The 18,632-nt window shown below is 70.4% G+C and carries 20 protein-coding genes; 2 read left to right on the top strand and 18 right to left on the bottom strand.

The window, feature by feature from the left end:
• Window positions 1-27 precede the first annotated feature (27 nt).
• The gene (locus tag HNR19_RS09285; RefSeq protein ID WP_179667652.1) at window positions 28-537 is read left to right on the top strand and encodes a sigma-70 family RNA polymerase sigma factor; all 510 of its coding nucleotides are present in this window, start codon (window positions 28-30) and stop codon (window positions 535-537) included.
• Window positions 534-1,220 carry a hypothetical protein gene (locus tag HNR19_RS09280; protein ID WP_179667651.1) on the top strand — a complete coding sequence of 229 codons (687 nt, stop codon included), beginning with the start codon at window positions 534-536 and terminating at the stop codon, window positions 1,218-1,220. Before HNR19_RS09285 ends, HNR19_RS09280 begins: the two co-directional genes overlap by 4 nt.
• Before the next feature lie 36 nt (window positions 1,221-1,256).
• On the opposite strand, the gene HNR19_RS09275 is transcribed toward HNR19_RS09280, so the two are convergent.
• The 18 genes from HNR19_RS09275 to HNR19_RS09190 form a co-directional block, all read right to left on the bottom strand.
• Window positions 1,257-1,703: a nuclear transport factor 2 family protein gene (locus HNR19_RS09275; RefSeq protein ID WP_179667650.1), complete on the bottom strand. Its 447-nt coding sequence runs from the start codon at window positions 1,701-1,703 to the stop codon at window positions 1,257-1,259.
• A 4-nt stretch (window positions 1,704-1,707) separates the two neighbouring features.
• The gene (locus HNR19_RS09270; RefSeq protein ID WP_179667649.1) at window positions 1,708-2,445 is read right to left on the bottom strand and encodes a glucose 1-dehydrogenase; all 738 of its coding nucleotides are present in this window, start codon (window positions 2,443-2,445) and stop codon (window positions 1,708-1,710) included.
• A gap of 1 nt (window position 2,446) precedes the next feature.
• Entirely contained in the window at window positions 2,447-3,565 is a 1,119-nt protein-coding gene (locus HNR19_RS09265; protein ID WP_179667648.1) for a diacylglycerol kinase, read from the bottom strand.
• Window positions 3,566-3,607: 42 nt separating this feature from the next.
• A complete protein-coding gene (locus tag HNR19_RS09260; RefSeq protein WP_179667647.1) occupies window positions 3,608-5,365 on the bottom strand; it encodes a pilus assembly protein TadG-related protein in 1,758 nt (585 codons plus the stop codon).
• 91 nt (window positions 5,366-5,456) lie between these two features.
• Entirely contained in the window at window positions 5,457-6,443 is a 987-nt protein-coding gene (locus tag HNR19_RS09255; protein ID WP_179667646.1) for a Rieske 2Fe-2S domain-containing protein, read from the bottom strand.
• 15 nt (window positions 6,444-6,458) lie between these two features.
• Complete coding sequence (locus tag HNR19_RS09250; protein WP_179667645.1) at window positions 6,459-7,214, bottom strand: glucose 1-dehydrogenase; 756 nt, start codon at window positions 7,212-7,214, stop codon at window positions 6,459-6,461.
• A 10-nt stretch (window positions 7,215-7,224) separates the two neighbouring features.
• Window positions 7,225-8,127 carry a 3-oxoacyl-ACP reductase gene (locus HNR19_RS09245; protein ID WP_179667644.1) on the bottom strand — a complete coding sequence of 301 codons (903 nt, stop codon included), beginning with the start codon at window positions 8,125-8,127 and terminating at the stop codon, window positions 7,225-7,227.
• Window positions 8,124-8,330 (bottom strand): ferredoxin, encoded by a 207-nt coding sequence (locus tag HNR19_RS09240; RefSeq protein ID WP_179667643.1) that lies wholly within the window; start codon window positions 8,328-8,330, stop codon window positions 8,124-8,126. Before HNR19_RS09240 ends, HNR19_RS09245 begins: the two co-directional genes overlap by 4 nt.
• A gap of 9 nt (window positions 8,331-8,339) precedes the next feature.
• Complete coding sequence (locus tag HNR19_RS09235; protein ID WP_179667642.1) at window positions 8,340-8,807, bottom strand: pyridoxamine 5'-phosphate oxidase family protein; 468 nt, start codon at window positions 8,805-8,807, stop codon at window positions 8,340-8,342.
• Between the two features lie 2 nt (window positions 8,808-8,809).
• The gene (locus tag HNR19_RS09230) at window positions 8,810-9,781 is read right to left on the bottom strand and encodes an NAD(P)/FAD-dependent oxidoreductase (protein WP_343047120.1); all 972 of its coding nucleotides are present in this window, start codon (window positions 9,779-9,781) and stop codon (window positions 8,810-8,812) included.
• A 61-nt stretch (window positions 9,782-9,842) separates the two neighbouring features.
• Window positions 9,843-10,628 (bottom strand): hypothetical protein, encoded by a 786-nt coding sequence (locus HNR19_RS09225; protein WP_179667640.1) that lies wholly within the window; start codon window positions 10,626-10,628, stop codon window positions 9,843-9,845.
• Entirely contained in the window at window positions 10,625-11,302 is a 678-nt protein-coding gene (locus HNR19_RS09220; protein WP_179667639.1) for a hypothetical protein, read from the bottom strand. The genes HNR19_RS09225 and HNR19_RS09220 overlap by 4 nt, the downstream gene beginning before the upstream one ends.
• On the bottom strand, window positions 11,299-12,573 hold the full coding sequence (locus tag HNR19_RS09215) for an MlaD family protein (protein ID WP_179667638.1): 1,275 nt from the start codon (window positions 12,571-12,573) through the stop codon (window positions 11,299-11,301). The genes HNR19_RS09220 and HNR19_RS09215 overlap by 4 nt, the downstream gene beginning before the upstream one ends.
• Window positions 12,570-13,883: an MCE family protein gene (locus HNR19_RS09210; RefSeq protein ID WP_179667637.1), complete on the bottom strand. Its 1,314-nt coding sequence runs from the start codon at window positions 13,881-13,883 to the stop codon at window positions 12,570-12,572. Before HNR19_RS09210 ends, HNR19_RS09215 begins: the two co-directional genes overlap by 4 nt.
• Window positions 13,880-15,163, bottom strand: a complete 1,284-nt coding sequence (locus HNR19_RS22675) for an MCE family protein (protein WP_179667636.1) — start codon at window positions 15,161-15,163, stop codon at window positions 13,880-13,882. The genes HNR19_RS09210 and HNR19_RS22675 overlap by 4 nt, the downstream gene beginning before the upstream one ends.
• Complete coding sequence (locus HNR19_RS09200; protein ID WP_179667635.1) at window positions 15,160-16,173, bottom strand: MCE family protein; 1,014 nt, start codon at window positions 16,171-16,173, stop codon at window positions 15,160-15,162. The genes HNR19_RS22675 and HNR19_RS09200 overlap by 4 nt, the downstream gene beginning before the upstream one ends.
• Window positions 16,170-17,303 carry an MCE family protein gene (locus HNR19_RS09195; protein ID WP_246303499.1) on the bottom strand — a complete coding sequence of 378 codons (1,134 nt, stop codon included), beginning with the start codon at window positions 17,301-17,303 and terminating at the stop codon, window positions 16,170-16,172. Before HNR19_RS09195 ends, HNR19_RS09200 begins: the two co-directional genes overlap by 4 nt.
• Window positions 17,300-18,625: an MCE family protein gene (locus HNR19_RS09190; RefSeq protein ID WP_179667634.1), complete on the bottom strand. Its 1,326-nt coding sequence runs from the start codon at window positions 18,623-18,625 to the stop codon at window positions 17,300-17,302. The genes HNR19_RS09195 and HNR19_RS09190 overlap by 4 nt, the downstream gene beginning before the upstream one ends.
• Window positions 18,626-18,632: the final 7 nt, after the last annotated feature.

Here is an 18,632-nt window from a genome sequence, read left to right as displayed (position 1 = left end):
AGTGTGAGCCCGAGGAACGGAGCCCAGGTGGACGCGGACCAGTTCGAGGCGTGCTGGCACGCACACATCAGGCGTGTCGTCGCGTACGCCGAGCGACACGTCGGCCGCGACGCGTCGTACGACGTCGCGGCGTCCACCTTCCTGACCGCCTGGCGGACCTGGGAGACGATCCCCTCCGAGCCGCTCCCCTGGCTGATTTCCGTCGCACGCGGGCACGTCCGCAACCACCATCGCTCCTTGCGCCGCCGCGCCGGCCTCGAGCAGCGCCTCGAGCTGCTCGACACCTCGGCGGCCACGGGCGCCGACACCGGCGTGACCGCGACCGAGCGCGCGGAAGCACTGCGGGTGCTGGCCGCCATGCCCGAGCAGGACCGCGAGGCGCTGCTGCTCGTGGCGTGGGAGGGCCTCACCACGGAGCAGGCGGCCGAGGTGCTCGGCTGCCGGCCCGGCACCCTCCGGATGCGGCTGCACCGCGCCCGAGCCCGCATCGAGAGCACGTCGTCGAATCCCCTCCCCCTGAGCAGGAGCGTGCAGTGAACGTCCTCGACCAGATCCGACCCCGGGCCGACCACCTGTCCGACGAGCACTCGCACGCCATGCTCGCGTCGGTGCTGAGCTCGCCCGCCCCGCGGCGCAAGCGGCGCGGACGCCGTGCGGCCGCCTTCGTGCTCTCCGGCGTGGTCGTCGCCGGCGGCGCGGCCTACGGCACCGGCCTGGTCCCGGAGATCGTCGCGGAGCGCTTCCAGCAGATCCGCGGCGGGGACGACGGGTGGCCGGACCCGATCGACGGCGAGCGCCTGATCGCCGACGTCCCGCTCAGCAACGGCAAGCAGGCCCGCGTCTGGCGCGCCGACACGACCGGTGGCCAGTGCGAGATCCGCGACATGACCGGCGACAGAGAGCGTCCTGAGGACTTCGGCGTCGGCTGCTGGCGGTGGAACCCCGGCGAGGCGACCGACCCGCGCCGTGGCGTCCACTGGCAGACGTCGGCCGACGGTCCGGCGGTGGTCTACGGCGACTTCACCGGCGTACGAGAAGCCGTCGCGCGCGTCGAGGTGAGCGGCGACGGCTGGAGGCGGTCCTTCGCCGTGGTCGACGGCGCGTTCGCCGGCGAGGTCCCCGCGGGCGACCCTCGTGACGCGGTCCGCTTCGCCTACTTCGACCGATACGGCGCACGGATCGCCCGCAAGACGGTGACTGTCTCGATCGAGTCCGAGTAGTCAGTCGGTGTCGTCAGGCGGTCGGTCCCGGCCGGCTCAGACCAGCCCGGTGGCGTCGAACATCCACGACGTGTCGGCAGCGAGCAGGTTCTCCATCCAGTCCGGCGGTGCGGCGTTCTGCACGGTGCCGAAGTCCCAGTAGTCCTTCCACAGCGCGACCCTGCCGTCGCGCACCCGGTGCACGCTGACGAACGGCAGCACGACCACCTCACCCGAGGCGAACGTCCAGGTCTCACTGTGCTCGTAGAGGACGGCGTCACCCTCGGCGACCAGCAGGCCGTCGTGGTTCTCGTAGCCGGCGAGGTCGCGCAGGCCGACCTGGAGGCGCTTGACGATGTCGACCGGTCCGCGCGCCGCAGCGGTCGGCCCGACCGGCATGTCGACGTAGATGCAGTCGTCGGTCACCCAGTCGCCGAGTCGGTCCCAGTCGCGCGCCGACAGCGTCCGCCAGAGACCGAGTACGGCGTCCTTCGGGTCGGCCACCGCGTCAGGCCTTGGTCGGGATGTGGTTGATGGTGCCGCCGTCGACCACGAACTCCGACCCGGTGGCGAACGACGACTCGTCGCTGGCGAGGAACACCACGAAGGCCGCCACCTCCCCGGGCGTGCCGGGTCGCCCGAGCGGGATCGGGATCAGGTCCTCGGGCATCTGGTCGGTGGCGGGGGTGCTGATCCTGCCGGGGTGGAGGGAGTTGACGCGGATGCCGTGGGGCGCGAGCTCCATCGCCGCCGACTTGGTCAGGCCGGTCAGCCCCCACTTGGAAGCGACGTAGCCGTGCGCCCACGGCGTGCCGCGCAGTCCCTCGATCGACGAGGTGTTGATGATCGACCCGCCGCCGGCGGCGATCATCGCGTCGGTGGCGGCACGCATGCCGAGGAACGGCCCGGTCAGGTTGACGTCGAGCATCTCCTGCCACAGAGCCCGCTTGTAGCGGTGGAGCATCCCGCCGTTGAAGATGCCGGCGTTGTTGAACAGCACGTCGAGCTTGCCGAACTCCGCGACTGCGAGGGCCACCGCGGCGCGCCAGTCCTCGTCGCTCGTGACGTCGAGGTGGACGTAGCGGGCGGACTCGCCCAGCTCGTCGGCGAGCGCCTTCCCCTCCTCGTCGAGCAGGTCGCCGATGACGACCTTCGCGCCCTCGGCCACCAGGGCCCGAGCGCTGGCGCCGCCGATGTTGCGCGCGCCGCCACTGATCAGCGCGACCTTGCCTTCAACGCGTCCCATGTCAGTCCTTCTCGCTCGTGCCGGTGAGAGTCGTGGCGAAGATGCCCTTGGCCGTGGTGACCGGCAGGTCCAGGGTCGTGCGGATCCCGGGTGCCGCGGCGACGACGTCGGGGATCGCGTTGACGATCCGGCCGGCGCCGAGCGCGATGGCGGCGTAGTTGTGGTCGCCTCGCCTGCTCGACGGGCAGACGTCGACGACGTACGACGGCTCGCCCGTGACCTCGACCCGGTAGGACCCGCCCTCCTGCGCCGGCTGCGGCCAGTCCGGGCGCAGGTCGGGACGCAGCCGGGTGGTGTGGTCGACCACGATCACCTCCTTGCCGCGGGCGACGCCGGCGATCGTGAAGCGGACCGCGGCGACCGTGCCCTTCTTGATCGTGCCGATCGCGACGTCGATGTCCTCGGGCGCCGGCTCCTGCTCGAACCACTCGGTGATCTCGTCGAGCTCGATGCCGAAGCCCGCCGCCAGCTGGCGGATGCTGATCCCCCACGCCGACGACAGCATCCCCGGTTGGAAGAGCATCGGCAGGTCTCCGAGCTCGCGGCCGAACCCCATGACGTCGCGCATGACCGGCTCGCCGTCGTAGGTCGCATAGTCGGCGATCTCGTAGCACCGCACCTGCTCCACCGACTGGCAGGTCGAAACGATCGCGAACGGGAGCACGTCGTTGGCCCAGCCGGGGTCCACGCCGCCGGCGAACAGGCTGACGCCGTTGGTGCGGCAGGCGTCCTCGATCGGCTGGATCATCGACTCCGGCAACAGGCCCCACGGATAGATGAGCGGCACCGGCGAGGACGTGACGACGTTGGCGCCCGCCTCCAGGCAGGCCTTGACGTCGTCGAGCGCCTCGAAGAACCGGGTCTCGCCGATCGCGCAGTAGACGACGCAGTCGGGCTCGGCCGCCAGCGCCGCGGCCAGGTCGTCGGTGGCGGCGACGCCGGTGCGTACGTCGAGCCGCGCCAGCTCGCCCGCGTCGCGTCCTACCTTCTCCGGGGTCGAGGTCACCAGGCCGACCAGCTCGAACCTGGGGTCCTCGATCAGCTGGGACAGCGCGATCCGGCCGACGTTGCCGGTGGCGACGTGGACGACGCGGAGGGGCGCGGGAGTCTGGCTGGACACCTGTCCACTCTAGAACCTGTTCTAGTTTCGCGGCAAGGGTCGCTAGCCGACCAGTCGCGGCACGCCGCAGTCCACGGTCGGGGCGGCGTGGACCGTGCCACCGGCCACGTCGATCCCGAGCGTGCGGAGAAGGGGCGACAGCAGCCACCGATCGGCGGTGTGCACCAGCGGGTTGACGACGCCCTCGACGACCTCGCGGACGACCATGTCCAGCAGGTTGGAGATGCCCAGGAACCGCAGCAGGAACGACACCGGGCCGAGCCCGTCGAGGAGTGCCAGCGTGTTGAGCGAGGTGTGGAGGGTCGGGATTCCGATGCCGCCCTCACTGGCCCGGACCCACCGGGAGTAGTCCTCGTCGACGACGTCGATGTGCCGGTGCAGCGTGGGCCGGCTCATGCTCTGCCCGCTGGTCAGCGCGATGGTCCCGCGGGCCACCTCGATGCCGTTCCAGCCCGGAAGGCCGACGTCGGCGAGAGCCACCCGCATCTCGGGAGAGGACGGCTGGCCGGCCATCCTGCCGAGCCGCACCTCGAGGCTGGCGAGCCCGCTGTCGATGTCCAGGAGCACGCGCTTCGCGTGCGGCAGGCACCGGACGTCGGTCACGGTCGCGCTGGCATCGGCGAGGGTGAGGCGCACGGACACGGGCACGTGCGCCGAGACGAGGCCGAGGTCCACATCGACGGCGTCGCCGTACAGCTCGACCACCACCTGGGAGCTCTCGGCGGTGCCACCGCACTTCACGACCGGCTTCTGGCCGACCACGACGCGTGCCCGGAGGTCGACCGCGCTCCCCCGGCCTCCCAGCGGCAGGGGCAGGGTCACTCCGAGAGGCAGGTCGATCACGTTGGTGCCGTTGGCCACGGCGAGCGAGCCGGCCACCAGGTCGAGCAGGTCGAGGTCGAGACCGAGTGCCGCGTCCGCTGCGGTCTCCAGCGAGACGATGTCAGCGAGCCGCACGCCGACTGCGCCGATCGTCGCGCGGACGCCGTCGTAGACGCCGCGCATCAGCTGGACCTGGGCGACCTGGCCCGACCGTCGCTCGAGCGCGTGGAGCGCGGCCAGCATCAGCCGTTCCAGGTTGACGACGACGTCGGCGGCCTCGGTGAACGAGAGTGCGGAGATGTCGGTGGCGACGAGCGGGTCGAGCTCCTCGATCAGCTCGAGGAGGGAGACCTGCGCCCCGAGCAGGCCCGCGTGGGGGTCGAGCACCTGGACGGCGAGGCGGGTGCCGAGCACCTTGCCGAGCAGCGCGTCGAGGAGCCACGACTGTCCAGTGTCCACGTGCGCGGCGTAGGAGCTCACGCGCAGGCACGCCGACGTGCGGGCCTGGCCCACCGCGGTGCGAGTGGCACCGCCCACCATCTCGCCGGTGACACCACCGAAGACGAACCCGACCTCCGCGGAGGCGATCACCTTCACGGCGGCCGGCACGTCGCCGCCCTCGGCCGGGACCCACTGGGAGCCCGTGGGATCGCGCTTGACGAGCTCCCAGGTGACACCGCGCGGATCGACCGGGCCACCGATGACGTCGCTGTTGCGGCGCACGCTGGCGTCCCGCGCCGCGTCCATCCGGGTGCCGCGGACGCCGTTGTAGGAGCCCGCCGGCCGGCCGTCGAGCTCACGGGCGAGGTCGAGGGCGACGACGTCGGCGAGGGCCTGGAGGTCGGCGCGGAGCACCCGCTGCATGCCGATGTCCACCACCAGGGCGGCGATCACCATGATGACCACGACGAACACGCCGGCCACGGTCGCAACGGCGCCCCGCTCGTCCCGGCGCCGCTCCCCGAAGATGCGACGCACGTTCCTGTCCTCCCGCCGGCGCCGACCTGTTCGGCGTCCGGGACGTCGATCGGCCGGGGCGCCGAGGAGTGAAGGGGAAGCGGCAGGCGATTCAGGCCGGCGCGGGGTAGAACTGCTCGGCCCAGGTCCGCAGCGCCGTGAACCCGGGATACTCGCCCCGCGAGAGGGCGGCCGGGTCGGCGTACTTCTGGTGCGACCAGATCACCAGGTCCGCCTCAACCTGCTCGATGACGCCGCGCGCCTCCTTGCGGGCGAGCTCGAGGGACCGGTCCTCGTCGAGGTCCGTGCGGCGGCGGGTCCAGACGGAGAACCGGACGTCGCAGGTGGCGTCGTCGACCGGGGTGACCGCCAGGCAGGTGCGGTTGTCGATCATCCCCCAGCTCTTGGTCACCGCGAGTCCGATGCCGGCGTTGATCGCGTGCACCCCGCTGTTGACGTCGTCGATGCTGCCGACCGAGTCGTCGAACGTGATCGTGAAGTCGACGTAGGACACCGGCTCGTCGAAGTCGTGGCGGGTGAAGACAGGCACGATCGGCACCTTGTGGACGTACTTGAAGTGGGCGAAGTCGACGCCGTTCTCCATCACGTACTGCGGGTGCAGCTCGAGGCCCTGCTCGAACAGGTGAGAGCCGGGGTACGCCGGGTGGTAGTCGTCGGCGCTGACCTCGTCGTCCCACGACGTGAAGACGTCGGGCACGTCGAAGTACGGCGCCCGCCGCTCGACGTCGTGCCAGATGTAGACGGCCTCGTTGCGCTCGACCGTGGGGAACGTCCGGATCTTCTTGCCGATGTTGGGCCGGTCCTCGTAGGGGACGCACACGTTCCTGCCGGCGGTGCTCCACTGCCAGCCGTGGAACGGGCACTGGATCACCTCGCCGACCACCGTGCCGCCGTAGCCGAGGTGCGCGCCGAGGTGCTCGCAATAGGCGTCCATGACCGTCACCGCACCCGACTCGGTGCGCCAGGCGACCAGGTCGCGGCCGAAGTAGGACATCCGGTGGACCGCGCCCACCGGGACCTCGCTCGACCACGCGACCTGGAACCACCCGGTCGGCACCATCGACAGCGTCGGCTTCATGGCGACGGTCCTCCGCTAGGCCCCGAACGCGTGGGTGCTGGTGACGCCGCCGTCGACCGAGATCTCGGCGCCGTTGATGTACGCAGACTCGTCGGAGGCGAGGAACACGTAGAGCGGGGCGACGTCCTCGGGGTAGCCCACCCGGCCGAGCGGCACCTTCGAGGCGCCGAACTCCATCGCGGCGTCGCCACCGTGGACGCGCGTCATCGGGGTGTCGATCATGCCGGGGTGGACCGAGTTGACCCGGATCCCCTTCGGTCCGAGCTCCATCGCGGCGCACTTGGTCATGCCGCGGATCGCCCACTTGGTGGCGGCGTACGCCGTGCACGACGGCATGCCCGCCAGGCCCTCGATCGACGAGGCGTTGATGATCGAGCCGCCGCCGTTCTTGCGCATCGTGCGGGTGACGGCCTGCATGCCGAGGAACGTGCCGAGCTGGTTGACCCGCCACAGCAGCTCGACCTCGTCGCCCGGCATCCGCTCGATGTCGCCGAAGCGCAGGATGCCCGCGTTGTTGGCGAGCACGTTGACCGGCCCGAAGCGCTCGTTGGCGTCGTCGACGAGCGTCGCCCACGACGCGGCGTCGCTGACGTCGTGCGCCGCGAAGTGCGCGGCCTCACCCAGCTCGTCGGCGAGGGCCTGTCCGGGCTCCTTCGCGACGTCGGCGACGACGACCTTCGCGCCCTCCGCGACGAAGCGGCGCACGATCTCGGCGCCCTGTCCCTGTGCGCCACCGGTGACGATGGCGACTTTGTTGTCGAGACGGCCCATGGCTTCTCCTTCAGACCTTCAGCTGCATGATCGAGTCGGCGGCGAAGCCGACGGCGGGGTCGCGGTCGGCGAAGAACCCGCCGAGCTGCTTGTCGAGGTCGTCGGCGGTCCACACGTCGCCGGAGGCGTCGAACCGCTGCTCGACGACCGGCGCGGCGACCACGGCGACCATCCCGCCGTAGACGACGAACACCTGGCCGGTCACCCGCGCCGCCGCGGGCGAGGCGAGGTAGGCCACCAGCGGGGCGACGTGCTCCGGCGAGTACGGGTCGACCGCTCGGCCGGACGTGTCCTCGCCGAAGACCTCGGCGGTCATCGCCGTGCGGGCGCGCGGGCAGATCGCGTTGGCGCGCACGCCGACCCGACCGAGGCCGCGCGCGGTCGAGAGCGTGAGCGCCGCGATGCCCGCCTTGGCCGCGGCGTAGTTGGGCTGACCGGGGCTGCCGCCGAGGAACGCCTCGGACGCGGTGTTGATGACGCTCGCGTCGACGGGCGCGCCGGTCTCCTTCGACCTCGTGCGCCAGTACGACGCCGCGTTGCGCGAGAGGAGGAAGTGACCGCGAAGGTGGACCGCGATGACCGCGTCCCACTCCTCGTCGGACATGTTGAAGAGCATCCGGTCGCGGGTCATGCCCGCGTTGTTGACGACGATGTCGAGCCGTCCGAAGCCCTCGACGGCCGCGGTCATCATCGCGTCGGCGGTGGCCCGCTCGCTGACGTCGCCGGCGACGACGGTGGCCTCGCCGCCGCGGGAGCGGATCTCCTCGACCGCGTCGTCGCCGGCACCGGGCAGGTCGTTGACGACCACCTTCGCGCCGGCGTCGGCCAGCGCGAGGGCCTCGGCGCGACCGAGGCCGGCCCCGGCGCCGGTGACGATCGCGACCTTGCCGTCGAGGCTGGTCTGCTCGCTCACTCGTTGTCCTCCACCAGGCTGATGGCCGCGCGCGGGCAGGCGGCAGCCGCCTGCTCGACGCGCTGCCTGTTCTCGTCGGTCACCTCGTCGGTGTTGAGCTGGAGGAAGTCGTCGTCGTCCAGCTCGAACACGTCGGGGGCCAGCGCCTCGCACATCGCGTTGGACTCGCACAGGTCGAAGTCGACCTTGATCCTCGTAGTCATGATTGCCTCCTAGACGAGCTTCCGGTGGTCCCAGGTCGCGACCTTCTCGGGGTGGATGACCACAGCCACCCGCTTGGTCGCCTGCTTCTCGACGGTCTCGCGGCCGAAGTCCCCCAGCGCCTCGAACGACTCCGCGCCGAGCATCCGGGTGGCGACCTCGCTGCCGATCGAGAAGATGCCGTCGTAGTCACGGACGATCTCGGCCCGGCCCTGGATCGAGATCCCGCGCAGCTCGAAGTAGTCGACGCCGTCCTCGACGAGCGCGGTGACCCGCGGGTCGCGCTCGAGGTTGCGGATCTTCTGGCTGCGGCCGTAGGTCCAGAACGCGATCTTCCCGTCACGGACGATGTAGAACAGCGTCGTCAGGTGCGGTACGCCGTCGGGGCCGTTGCTCGCCACCTGCACCTTGAGGTTCTCCGCGAGCATCGCGGCGACCTCGTCGTCGTTCAGCTTCACCGCGTCGCGGTTGCCGGCCATGCTCACGCACCTTCCGAGGAGTGACCCGGGAACACGTGGGCCGTGGGGTCGATGACGACGGCGGCGTTGTTGACGGCCGTCGCGGCCTCGCCGAAGCCGACGGCGATCAGCCGCACCTTGCCGTCGTAGTCGGTGATGTCGCCGGCGGCGAACACCCGCTCGAGGTTGGTGCGCATGGACGAGTCGACCACCAGGTGGCGCTTGTGGGTCTCGATCCCCCACTCCTGCAGCGGGCCGAGGTCGGCGACGAAGCCGAGCGCCGCGATGACGGCCTGGGCCGGCCGGAGGCTCGGCTCCCCATCGACCGTGACCTCGACCTTCTCCAGGTCGGGGTCGCCGATCAGTGCCGTCACCTCCGCCTTGGTCAGGATCTCGACCGACGACGCCTTCACCTGCTCGACGGTGCGCGCATGCGCCCGGAACGCGTCGCGTCGGTGCACCAGCGTCACCGACCGCGCGATCGGCTCCAGGTTCTGCGCCCAGTCGAACGCGCTGTCGCCGCCGCCGACGATGACGACGTCGCGGTCGGCGTACGGCTCGAAGCTCGGGACGAAGAACTCCAGGCCCCGGCCCAGCCACCCCTCGCCGGCCGGGAGCGGGCGGGGGCTGAACTTGCCGATGCCGGCGGTGACGATCATCGCCTTCGCCTCGACCGTGGTCCCGTCGTCGAGCGTCAGCGTGACTCCGCCGTCCGGGCCGGCACGGTGGTCGAGACCGGTGGCGGTCCGGTCGAGGAGGTACGTCGCGCCGGCGCTCTCGGCCTGGGCTACGAGCCCGGCGACCAGCTCGCGTCCCTTGACGGACGGGAAGCCGGCGACGTCGAGGATCGGCTTCTCGGGATACATCGCCGTGATCTGCCCGCCGAGCTCGGGCAGCGAGTCGACCACGACCACCCGCAGGCCGCGGAAGCCTGCGTAGTAGGTGGCGAACAGGCCCGTCGGGCCGGCTCCCACGATGACCAGGTCGCACTCCACGACCCGAACTGTAACGTGTTCTAGTTCGCCGTGGGGCATGACCCGCTCCTCGATACTCGTCCTAGCTCGCGTCGATCCGGTCGACGAACCAACCCTGGTCGGTGTGCACCAGCGTCACCAGTGCGCGGAACTCGGAGGTGACCGTCTTCGGCTCCGGCCCGGCGGTGGTCACCGTGGTCTGGTCGAACATCACCAGCGCCTGGAGCTCGGCGTCGTTGGCCCGCACGACGGCCTGGGCGCGGAGGTCGACGCTCATCACCGCCTCCTTGCCGACGAACTCCTGCTTGACGTCGTCGGTCGTGCTGCGGAACTCCTCGGCGAAGTCGGCGGTGAGGAACTCCGCCGCCTTGTCGACGTCGGCGTCGTAGGTCTCGTAGGAGCGGGTCATCATCGTCTGCACGGCCTCCCCGGCGACGGCGACCCCCTCCTTCCAGGCGAGCTCGTTCTCGACCACCGGCCGGTCGGCCGGGACCGCGATGGCGCCGCTGGCCTCCGACGGCTCTGCGGGCTCGTCGACGAACCAGGTGTGGCGCACCCACCAGACGGCCTGGAGGAGCAGGACGACCGCGAGCACGGCGAGGATCCGGACCAGCATCCGGGTCGCAGCCGGGCTGGCGAGCACCGGAGCGGTCTCCTTGTCCGGCCGCGGGGCGTCGTCGCGCGACGACGGGGCGACCTCGACGTCGTCGGCCGTGGGCGGCGCGGTCGTCGCCGTGGTGGTGGCCGCCTTCGGCTCGGGCACCGGCGTGTCGTCGGTCGGCGTGACGGCCGACTGCCCGGCGATCTTGCGCGGCCGGTTGACCGCGCCGCGGGAGCTGGCCGGTCGACGGGGCGTGGACGGGCTCATCGGCCTCGCTCCTCGTCCTTGGGCGCGGCCAGGTCGGGCGCCTCGGCGTCGATGAACCGCAGGTCGCGGGTCAGCCAGTCCCCGTCCTGCAGCTCCAGCTCGATCTGCATGCGGTAGGGCTTCGCCTGCGGCTGCGGCGTGTTGACGTTGACCACCTTCGTGTTGGTGGCGAGAAACACGGTCGCGGAGTCGTCGTCGGCGGACGAGATCCCGGCCCACACCACCTCGCCGGACTGCACCGACTCCATCCGCTCCGTCAACTTCGTGATCGCCTTGAACGACTTCTCGTACTGGGTCTGGAACGCACCGGTCGCGCGCTCCAGGACCGCCTGACGCGTGGCGTCCAGGTCGCGGTAGTCGATGTTGAGGAACGTCGTGGCCATGCCGCTCGCCGCATCGAGGATCGCCGCCCAGCGCGCCTGGTCCTCGTCGTCGGCGGGCTTCACCGCCTGGACCAGGCCCGGTCCGACGTCGGTGCCGATCAGGCTGGTCGCGCCGTCGGACTGCTGGTCGAGCACCACCGCGACCGACCGGGAGAACCAGTTGCCCGACGTGTCGCCACCCTTGTCGGCGTGGGCGTTCCACATCACCGAGCGGAACAGGAAGCACACCGCGACGGTCGAGAGGATCACCAGGACGTAGAGCGCGATGTTGAGCCGGACCCGCGCCCTCACGGGCCCGCCACCGGACCCACCAGCATCCACTTCCACGCATCCCCTCCCAGGACGGACAGGTCGGCCGGCGCCCGGACCTCCACCGGGTTGCCGTTCGCGTCGACCGCGCCGTGCACGCGGCCGGTCGTCGCGTCGTAGGTGCCACTGTAGACGCGGCCGGGCGACGCGGTCGGGTCGAGGTGCAGGCCGGGCGCGTACTTCGAGCCGCGCGGGTTGAACGGCATCGGCGAGTTGCACTTGGCCGGGTAGAGCTCGTGGTCGCGGGTGTCGTGCGGGTTGTTCCACTGCTCGTGCGGCTTGTAGCCGTCGGTGCACGGCGGCACGGAGTAGTCCATCTGCACGTTGATGTGTCCCCAGCCGTCGCGGGTGCTGCCGGTGGGGCCGCCCGCCATGAACGTCGGGAACAGGATCAGCAGGTGCTCCACGCCCGGCAGGTAGGTGCTCACGATCTGCCCCATCCCCGTGAGGTCGCTCAGCAGGATGGGCAGCGTGGGCTCGAGGTCCTCGAGCAGGGCCCGGATCTCGGTCGCGGCTCCTGGCGTGTCCCGGAGCACCTTGCGCAGGTTCTTGTCGCTGCCGCGCAGCATCGAGGTGACCACGGCGAGGTCGCGGGCGAACGCGCGCACGTTCTCCTTCTCGTCGCGCTGGGTGCGCAGCACCGTCAGCCCGTTCTCCAGGAGCGCGATCGTCTCGTCGGTGTGCTCCGACGCCTCGGCGATGAACTCCGAGCCGTTGTCGAGCAGGCGCTGGAGGTCGCGGCCGGTGTCGCCGAACAGCAGGCCCAGCTCCTCGACCGCGACCCGCAGGTTCTCGTGGTCGACGGAGTTGACGAACCGGTCGATGTCGACGAGGAGGTCACCCTCGTCGACCGGGAGCGAGTCGGCCGTGCCGACGAAGGTCGTGCCGTCCTCGGCGTACGGCGCCGAGTCCGACGCCGGCTGGAAGTCGAGGTACTGCTCCCCGACCGCCGACAGGTTGTGCACGAAGATCTCGGAGTCGACGGGGAGCTTGGTGTCCTCCTCGAGGGAGATGCCGACCTCGACGCCCTCCTCGGTCGGGGTCATCCGCGACACCCGGCCGATCTTCACGCCGCGGTAGGTCACCTCGCTGCCCTCGAACAGGCCGCCCGAGCCCGGCAGCGTCGCCGTCACCTCGATGTTGCGTCCGGTGGCACGGTCGACGATCCCGAGGTACGTCGCGGCGACGTACGTGATCCCGATGGCGCTGAGCACGACGAAGACCGCCAGCCTGATCCGGACACCGCGACTCATACCGCACCTCCCAGCAACGTCGACTCGTCCGCCGGCGGACCGGTGGACGCCGTGCGGCCGATGAGGCCGTCGAGCAGGCCGCCGAGGTTGCCCAGCAGACCGTCGCCGAGGTCACCGAGGTTCGGCAGCGACGCGATCGCGCGGCACACCGGGCCGTTGCGGATGTGGCGGTTCTGGCGGCACTGCTTCTGGAGGTCCTTCAGCAGGTCGAGGCTCGAGAGCACCTTCGAGCAGGGCACGCTCGTGAGGCTGCCGCTCTGGAGGCACGCGGCGACCTGGTCGACGACCTCTCCGGGGTCCGGCAGCTGGATGTCGGGCAGCCCGAGGCCGGTGAAGAGGTTGGTGAGGTCGACCTGCACGCGCGCGATGGTGTCGGCGTAGTCGCCCTGGATGATGTCGCCTGCCGCCTTGGGGAAGGGGAAGCTCGCCAGCAGGTTGATGCCGGGAGCCAGCCGGTCGCCGGCACCCCACAGACCGCGCAGCACCGGCTCGAGGTCGTCGAGGATCTCGAGCATGTCCTCCTTGCTCGCGCGGATCACCCGGGTGCCGACCTGGCCGAGCCGGTCGAGGGAGGCCAGCATCGCGATCAGCTCGTCGTGCTGGTCGGCGAGCACGTCGATCGCCGGGCCGACCGCGTCGAGCGCGCCGCCGATGACGTCCTTCTCGGCGTTGAGCGTGCCGGTGAGGTTGTCGAGCGACTCCATCGCGTTGATGATGTCCTGCTTCTGCTCGTCGAGCGTGCCGACGACCCCCTCGAGGGAGCTGAGCAGCGAGCGCAGCCGGTCCTCGCGGCCGGACATGACCTGGTTGGCCTCGTTGGTGATCGTGCCGAGCTGGGCGACACCGCCGCCGCTGAGCATGAACGACAGCGCGCCGAGCACCTCCTCGACCTCCGGGTTGCGGCCGGTGGCGGCGAGTGCGATGTCGTCGCCCTCACCGAGCCGCCCGGCGGGCTCCTGCTCGGTGGGCTCCTCGAGCGCGACGTACTTCTCGCCGAGGAGGGAGACCTGGCGGATGTCGGCGAGCACGTTGTCGGGGAGCTCGACGTCCTCGCGGATGCGCAGAGTCACCGCCGCGTGCCAGCCGACGCGCTCCACCTCGGTGACCTCGCCGACGACGACGTCGTCGACCATCACGGGCGAGCGCGGGACGACGTTGAGGACGTCGCGGAACTCGGCGGTCACCTCGAACGCCTCGTCCTCCGAGACCGGGGACCCCGGGAGCGGGAGGTCGTAGGCGCCGTCGAAGTCGCACCCGCCGAGCACCAGGGCGCCGGCGGCGGCGAGGGCGATCCAGCGTGTGCGCCTCACGCGCCACCTCCCATCATGTCCGCGAGCGACGGGTCCTCGGGCGTCACGTAGGTGACCTGGGGCGGCTGCGGGACCTTGATGCCGTGCTTGGTGTCCTCGAACTCGGGCACCGCGGGGCTGGTCCGGTTGCTGCTCACACCCGGGAACTCCGGGATGTAGCTGCCGTACTCCGGCGGCAGCCACGGCAGCTGGTCGAGCGCCTGGCCGAGGAGCTGGCGCAGCAGCTCGCAGGTGACGTCCTTCAGCTTCTGCGGCATCGCCGGGTGCTGCTGGACGAAGCCGCACAGCAGCGAGTCGGCGCTCCAGACGTTGCCGCCGATGCCGACCCGGGAGTTCTGGGTCCCGGTCTGGTGGTCGAACCCGAGGTGCAGGGTGTCCATCGCCATCGGGGCGATGGCGAGCGCCTTCCGGAGGTTCTCCTTTTCGGACATGATCGTCGACGTCACCGTGGTCAGCTTGCGGATGCCGGCCACGAGCGCGTCGCGGTTGTCGCCGACGAAGCTCTTGACGCTGCCGACCGCGCTGGCGACCGCGGCGACCGCCTGCTGGAGCTCGTCGCTCTCGTCGGCGAGGACGTCGGAGACGCCCGCGAGGTCGGCCATGAACGCGCGGACGACCTTGTCGCTCTTCGCGAGGGTGCCGGTGAACTCGGCCAGGTGGGTCACCGCCTCGAACAGGGGGCCGGCGCCGTCACCGAACGTCTCCGCGGCCGCGGACAGCTCGCGGATCATCTCATTGCCGCGCGCCCCCTGACCGTCGAGGGCCTTCCGCGTGGAGGCGAGCAGGTTGTCGAGCGAGCCGTCCTTGTTGACGCCGTTGGGGCCGAGCGCGATCGTCAGCTGCTGGAGGCTGCCGTAGATGCGGTCGAGCTCGACCGGCACCCCGGTGTCCGGGAGCTCGATCTCGGCGCCGTCGGCGAGCACCTGCCCGCCCTCGTAGACCGGCGTGAGCTGGACGAAGCGGTCGGCCACCAGCGTCGGGGTGACGATCACGGCCTTGGCATCGGCAGGCAGGTCGTGCTCGGCGTCGTACTCCATCTCGACGCGGACCGCGTCGCCCTCGGGGATCACCGAGGTGACCTGCCCGACGTTGACACCGAGGATGCGCACGTCGGTGCCCTCGAAGACACTCACCGCGCGCGGGAAGTAGGCGGTGACGGTCTTGGTCTCGGCAGGCGAGCGGAACACGTTGACCAGCAGCGCCGCCGCCAGAGCGACGACGAGCACGATCACGATCCGCCGGTCGATGCGGCGCCAGATCTGGGACAGTACGGCGGTCATTCGTTGAACCCCTCCGGCAGCCCGGCGATGAACTCCGGCAGGTTCGGCTCCATCTCGACCGGCAGCGTCGCGAGGTTGACCGCCATCGCGTCGAACCAGGGTCCGGTGCCGATGATGTTGCTGAGGATCTCGACGTACGGGCCGAGATTGGTCAGCAGCGCCTTGAGCTGGTCCTTCCGGGCGGTCAGCATCCCGAGCAGCTCGTCGACCTCCTGCAGCGCGGGGCCGATCTGCCGCTCGTTGTCCTCGGCCACGCCGCGGAGCTCGACGGCGAGCGTGCGCGCGCCGACCAGGAGCCGGTGGACGGCCGCCTTCCGCTTGCGGATCTCCTTGAAGACCAGGTCGCTGTGCTTCATCAGCTCGACGATGTCGTCGCTGCGGGCGGCCAGCACGTCGCTGACGCGCTCGGTGCTCTTGAACAGCGCCTGGATCTCCTCGTCGCGGAACGAGATCGACCGCGACAGCCGGGCGAGCCCGTTGAACGTCTGGCGGAGCTCGGGCGCCGCGTCGTCGAGCGTGCCGGCGACGACGTCGAGCGCCTGGGACAGCTGGCGGGTGTCGATCTGCTCGGTGGTCGTCGTCAGGTCGCCGAAGACCCCGACGATGTCGTAGGCAGCCTCGGTGCGCTCGAGCGGGATCGTGCCGCCGCTGTCGAGCTGGCCGTCACCCGCCGGGCTCAGCTCGAGGGCCTTCTCGCCGAGCAGGTTGTAGACCTCGATGGAGGCCGCGGTCTCCGGCCCGAACTCGACGTCGCCGTCGACCTCGAACTTCACGAGCACCTTGGTGTCGTCGAGCGTGACGTCGGTGACGCGGCCCACGCGGATGCCACCGACCTGGACGATGTTGCCCTTGTGGATGCCGCTGGCGTCGCTGAACTCGGCGTAGTAGGTGGTGCCGCGGAAGCCGGGGAACTTGGACAGGTTGAACGTCGCGGCCGAGATCACCGCCATCACCACCAGGGTGATGGCACCCAGCCGCAGGACGCGGGCGTCGCTCACTCCCCTGCTCATGGGCGGTCACACCTTGCGGCGGTCGACTGCATGTCGAACTTGGTGATGTAGTCCTGGATCCGCTCGATCAGCGGGATCTCACCGACGAGCGGCAGCTTGATCTGCACGGTCGCGCCGCAGATGTAGTACTGGTACCAGGAGCCGTAGCTGCCGGTGCGGGTCTGGTCGGACATCATCTCCGGCATCCGGTCGAGCAGGTCGACGATGTCGGCGGTCTGGCCGGGCTTGTTGAGCAGCTTGGACAGGTCGTGCAGGGCGGCGATGTCCTTCTTCAGCAGCGGGCGCCCGCGGTGCAGGAGGTCGGCGACGACCTCGGTGAGCTCGGAGATGTTGTCGAGCGAGGAGCCGATCGTCTCGCGGTCCTTGGCGAGGTCGCGCATCCAGTCGCGCAGCTCGATCACCAGCGTGCTCAGCTGCTCGTGCCGCTCGTCGACCGTACCGAGCGTCTCGGTGAGGTTGGTGACGACCGAACCGATCAGCTGGTCGCGGTTGGCCAGCGTGTTGGTGAGCGAGGCGGTGTGCTCGAGCAGGCCCTGCACCGTGCCGCCCTCACCCTGGAGCACCTGGACCAGGTTCATGCTCAGCTCGTTGACCTGGTCGGGGGTGAGGGCCTGGAACAGCGGCTTGAAGCCGTCGAAGAGGACGGTCAGGTCGAGTGCCGGGCTGGTGTGGGACACCTCGATGGTGTCGTCCTCCTCGAGCGTCTCGGTGAGCGGGCCTGGCTCGCCCTCCTGGAGCGCGAGGTAGCGGTCGCCGATCAGGTTGAGGAACCGGATCTCCGCATGGGTCTCGGTCGTCAGCTCGAGGTCGGACTCGGCCGTGAACGTCACCCGAGCCATCGTGCGGTCGTAGTGCTCGACCTCGGACACCTCGCCGACGCTGACGCCCGCCACCCGGACGTCGTCGCCAGCCTCCAGCGAGGTCGCGCTCGTGAAGATCGCGTGGTACTCCTTCGAGTCGCCCAGCCCGATGTTGCCCATGATCACCGTGAGGACACCGGTGACGAGCACCGAGATCGCGGTGAAGATGCCGAGCTTGATCGCGGCAGCCATCGTCACCGCGTTGCGGCGGTGGCGCAGCTTGGCGGTCGGGTCGCGCTTCTCGACGGACTTCATGAAGTCGGCGCTCATCCGTCGACCTCCTCGCCCTTGCGCACCAGCGGGCCGTAGAGCATCGAGCCCAGCGCGCCGTACGACTCCGGCTCGGTGCCGTTCTGCGAGGCCAGCAGCGCGTTGACGATCTGCTGGTCGCCCTCGGACCCGGCGAACCCGCTGGTGAGGTTGAGGTCGAGCAGGTCGCCCGGGAGGACCCCGAAGCCCGGGATCAGGTTCTTCGGCGGCTTCTCGTCGATGTCCGACCCGTTGTCGAGCGGATAGGCGTCGCCCGGCACCTTGAACTTCGGCAGGCCGAGGCACCACGGGCCGTGCCCGGTCTCGCCGTACTCGATCGCGTCGCTCTCGTTGAACACGCGGTACTGCGGCGTGAAGAACTCGATGTACTGCTTGACCCACCCGCCCTCGAACGTCTTCGACAGGATCGGCGCGTACTCCGCGGCGCCCTGGATCAGGCACGGGAACTCGGGCGAGTAGTCGGCGAGCAGCTGGACGACGGGCTGGTTGTAGTGGCCGACCTGGATCAGGTTCTGCTCGTTGTCGCGCAGGATCCGGGCGCTCACGTCGGCGAGCCCGGCGAGGTCGGAGAAGAAGACGTCGAGCTCCCGCCTCATGTCGACGATCGACCGGCTCGTCACGGTCACGTTGTCGAGCACGGCGAGCAGGTCGGGGGCGGCGTCGTCGTAGGCGTCGGCGACGTCGGCGAGCGCGATCAGGTCCTCGCGCAGGGTCGGCAGCACGGAGTCGATCTCCTCGACGTACTCGCCGAGCTGGTCCATGGTCGTGCCGATCTGGTCGCCGCGACCGTCGAGCGCGGTGGCGAGCGCGCTGAGGGTGGCGTTGAGGTCGGCCGGACGCACGGCGCGGAGGAGCGGGAAGAGGTTGGCGAGGATCCTGCTGAGCTCGACGTTGGTCTCGACCCGGTCGGACGGGATCACGTCGCCGTCGGAGAGCGTGCCGGAGGGCGAGTCGGGACGCACGAGCGCGACGTACTTCTGCCCGAACAGGGTGGTCGGCAGGATCTGGACCGACACGTTCGCGGGGATCTGCTCCGCGGCGTCCGGCTCGAGGGCGAGCTTGATCGACGCCTCCTCCCCGTCCTGGGAGACCTCGCGCACCTGCCCGACGAGTGCGCCGTTGATCCGCACGTCGCCGAACTTCGCGAGCTGGAGGCCGGCGCGGTCCGCCTTGACCGTGACCATGGTGACCCGGTCGAACTGCTTGTTGTAGATCGCGACCGAGAGCCAGATGAGCAGGCCGATCACGACGAGGAACGCGATGCCGGCCACCAGGAGCCGGTTGTGCTCCCTGGCGGAGTCGTGGTGGACGTTGACGAGCATCAGGCCG

The organism is Nocardioides thalensis (assembly GCF_013410655.1).
Taxonomy (GTDB): Bacteria; Actinomycetota; Actinomycetes; order Propionibacteriales; family Nocardioidaceae; genus Nocardioides; species Nocardioides thalensis.
Note: the sequence above shows the minus strand (reverse complement) of the source record. Positions and strands in the feature narration are given on the sequence as shown.

What these genes read in the sequence shown, in the direction of transcription:
- HNR19_RS09270 (WP_179667649.1), bottom strand. Translation starts at nt 2,445, where the DNA reads ATGGGACGCGTTGAAGGCAAGGTCGCGCTGATCAGTGGCGGCGCGCGC.
- HNR19_RS09255 (WP_179667646.1), bottom strand. Translation starts at nt 6,443, where the DNA reads ATGAAGCCGACGCTGTCGATGGTGCCGACCGGGTGGTTCCAGGTCGCG.
- HNR19_RS09250 (WP_179667645.1), bottom strand. Translation starts at nt 7,214, where the DNA reads ATGGGCCGTCTCGACAACAAAGTCGCCATCGTCACCGGTGGCGCACAG.
- HNR19_RS09240 (WP_179667643.1), bottom strand. Translation starts at nt 8,330, where the DNA reads ATGACTACGAGGATCAAGGTCGACTTCGACCTGTGCGAGTCCAACGCG.
- HNR19_RS09235 (WP_179667642.1), bottom strand. Translation starts at nt 8,807, where the DNA reads ATGGCCGGCAACCGCGACGCGGTGAAGCTGAACGACGACGAGGTCGCC.
- HNR19_RS09225 (WP_179667640.1), bottom strand. Translation starts at nt 10,628, where the DNA reads ATGAGCCCGTCCACGCCCCGTCGACCGGCCAGCTCCCGCGGCGCGGTC.
- HNR19_RS09215 (WP_179667638.1), bottom strand. Translation starts at nt 12,573, where the DNA reads ATGAGTCGCGGTGTCCGGATCAGGCTGGCGGTCTTCGTCGTGCTCAGC.
- HNR19_RS22675 (WP_179667636.1), bottom strand. Translation starts at nt 15,163, where the DNA reads ATGACCGCCGTACTGTCCCAGATCTGGCGCCGCATCGACCGGCGGATC.
- HNR19_RS09200 (WP_179667635.1), bottom strand. Translation starts at nt 16,173, where the DNA reads ATGAGCAGGGGAGTGAGCGACGCCCGCGTCCTGCGGCTGGGTGCCATC.
- HNR19_RS09195 (WP_246303499.1), bottom strand. Translation starts at nt 17,303, where the DNA reads ATGAGCGCCGACTTCATGAAGTCCGTCGAGAAGCGCGACCCGACCGCC.
- HNR19_RS09190 (WP_179667634.1), bottom strand. Translation starts at nt 18,625, where the DNA reads ATGCTCGTCAACGTCCACCACGACTCCGCCAGGGAGCACAACCGGCTC.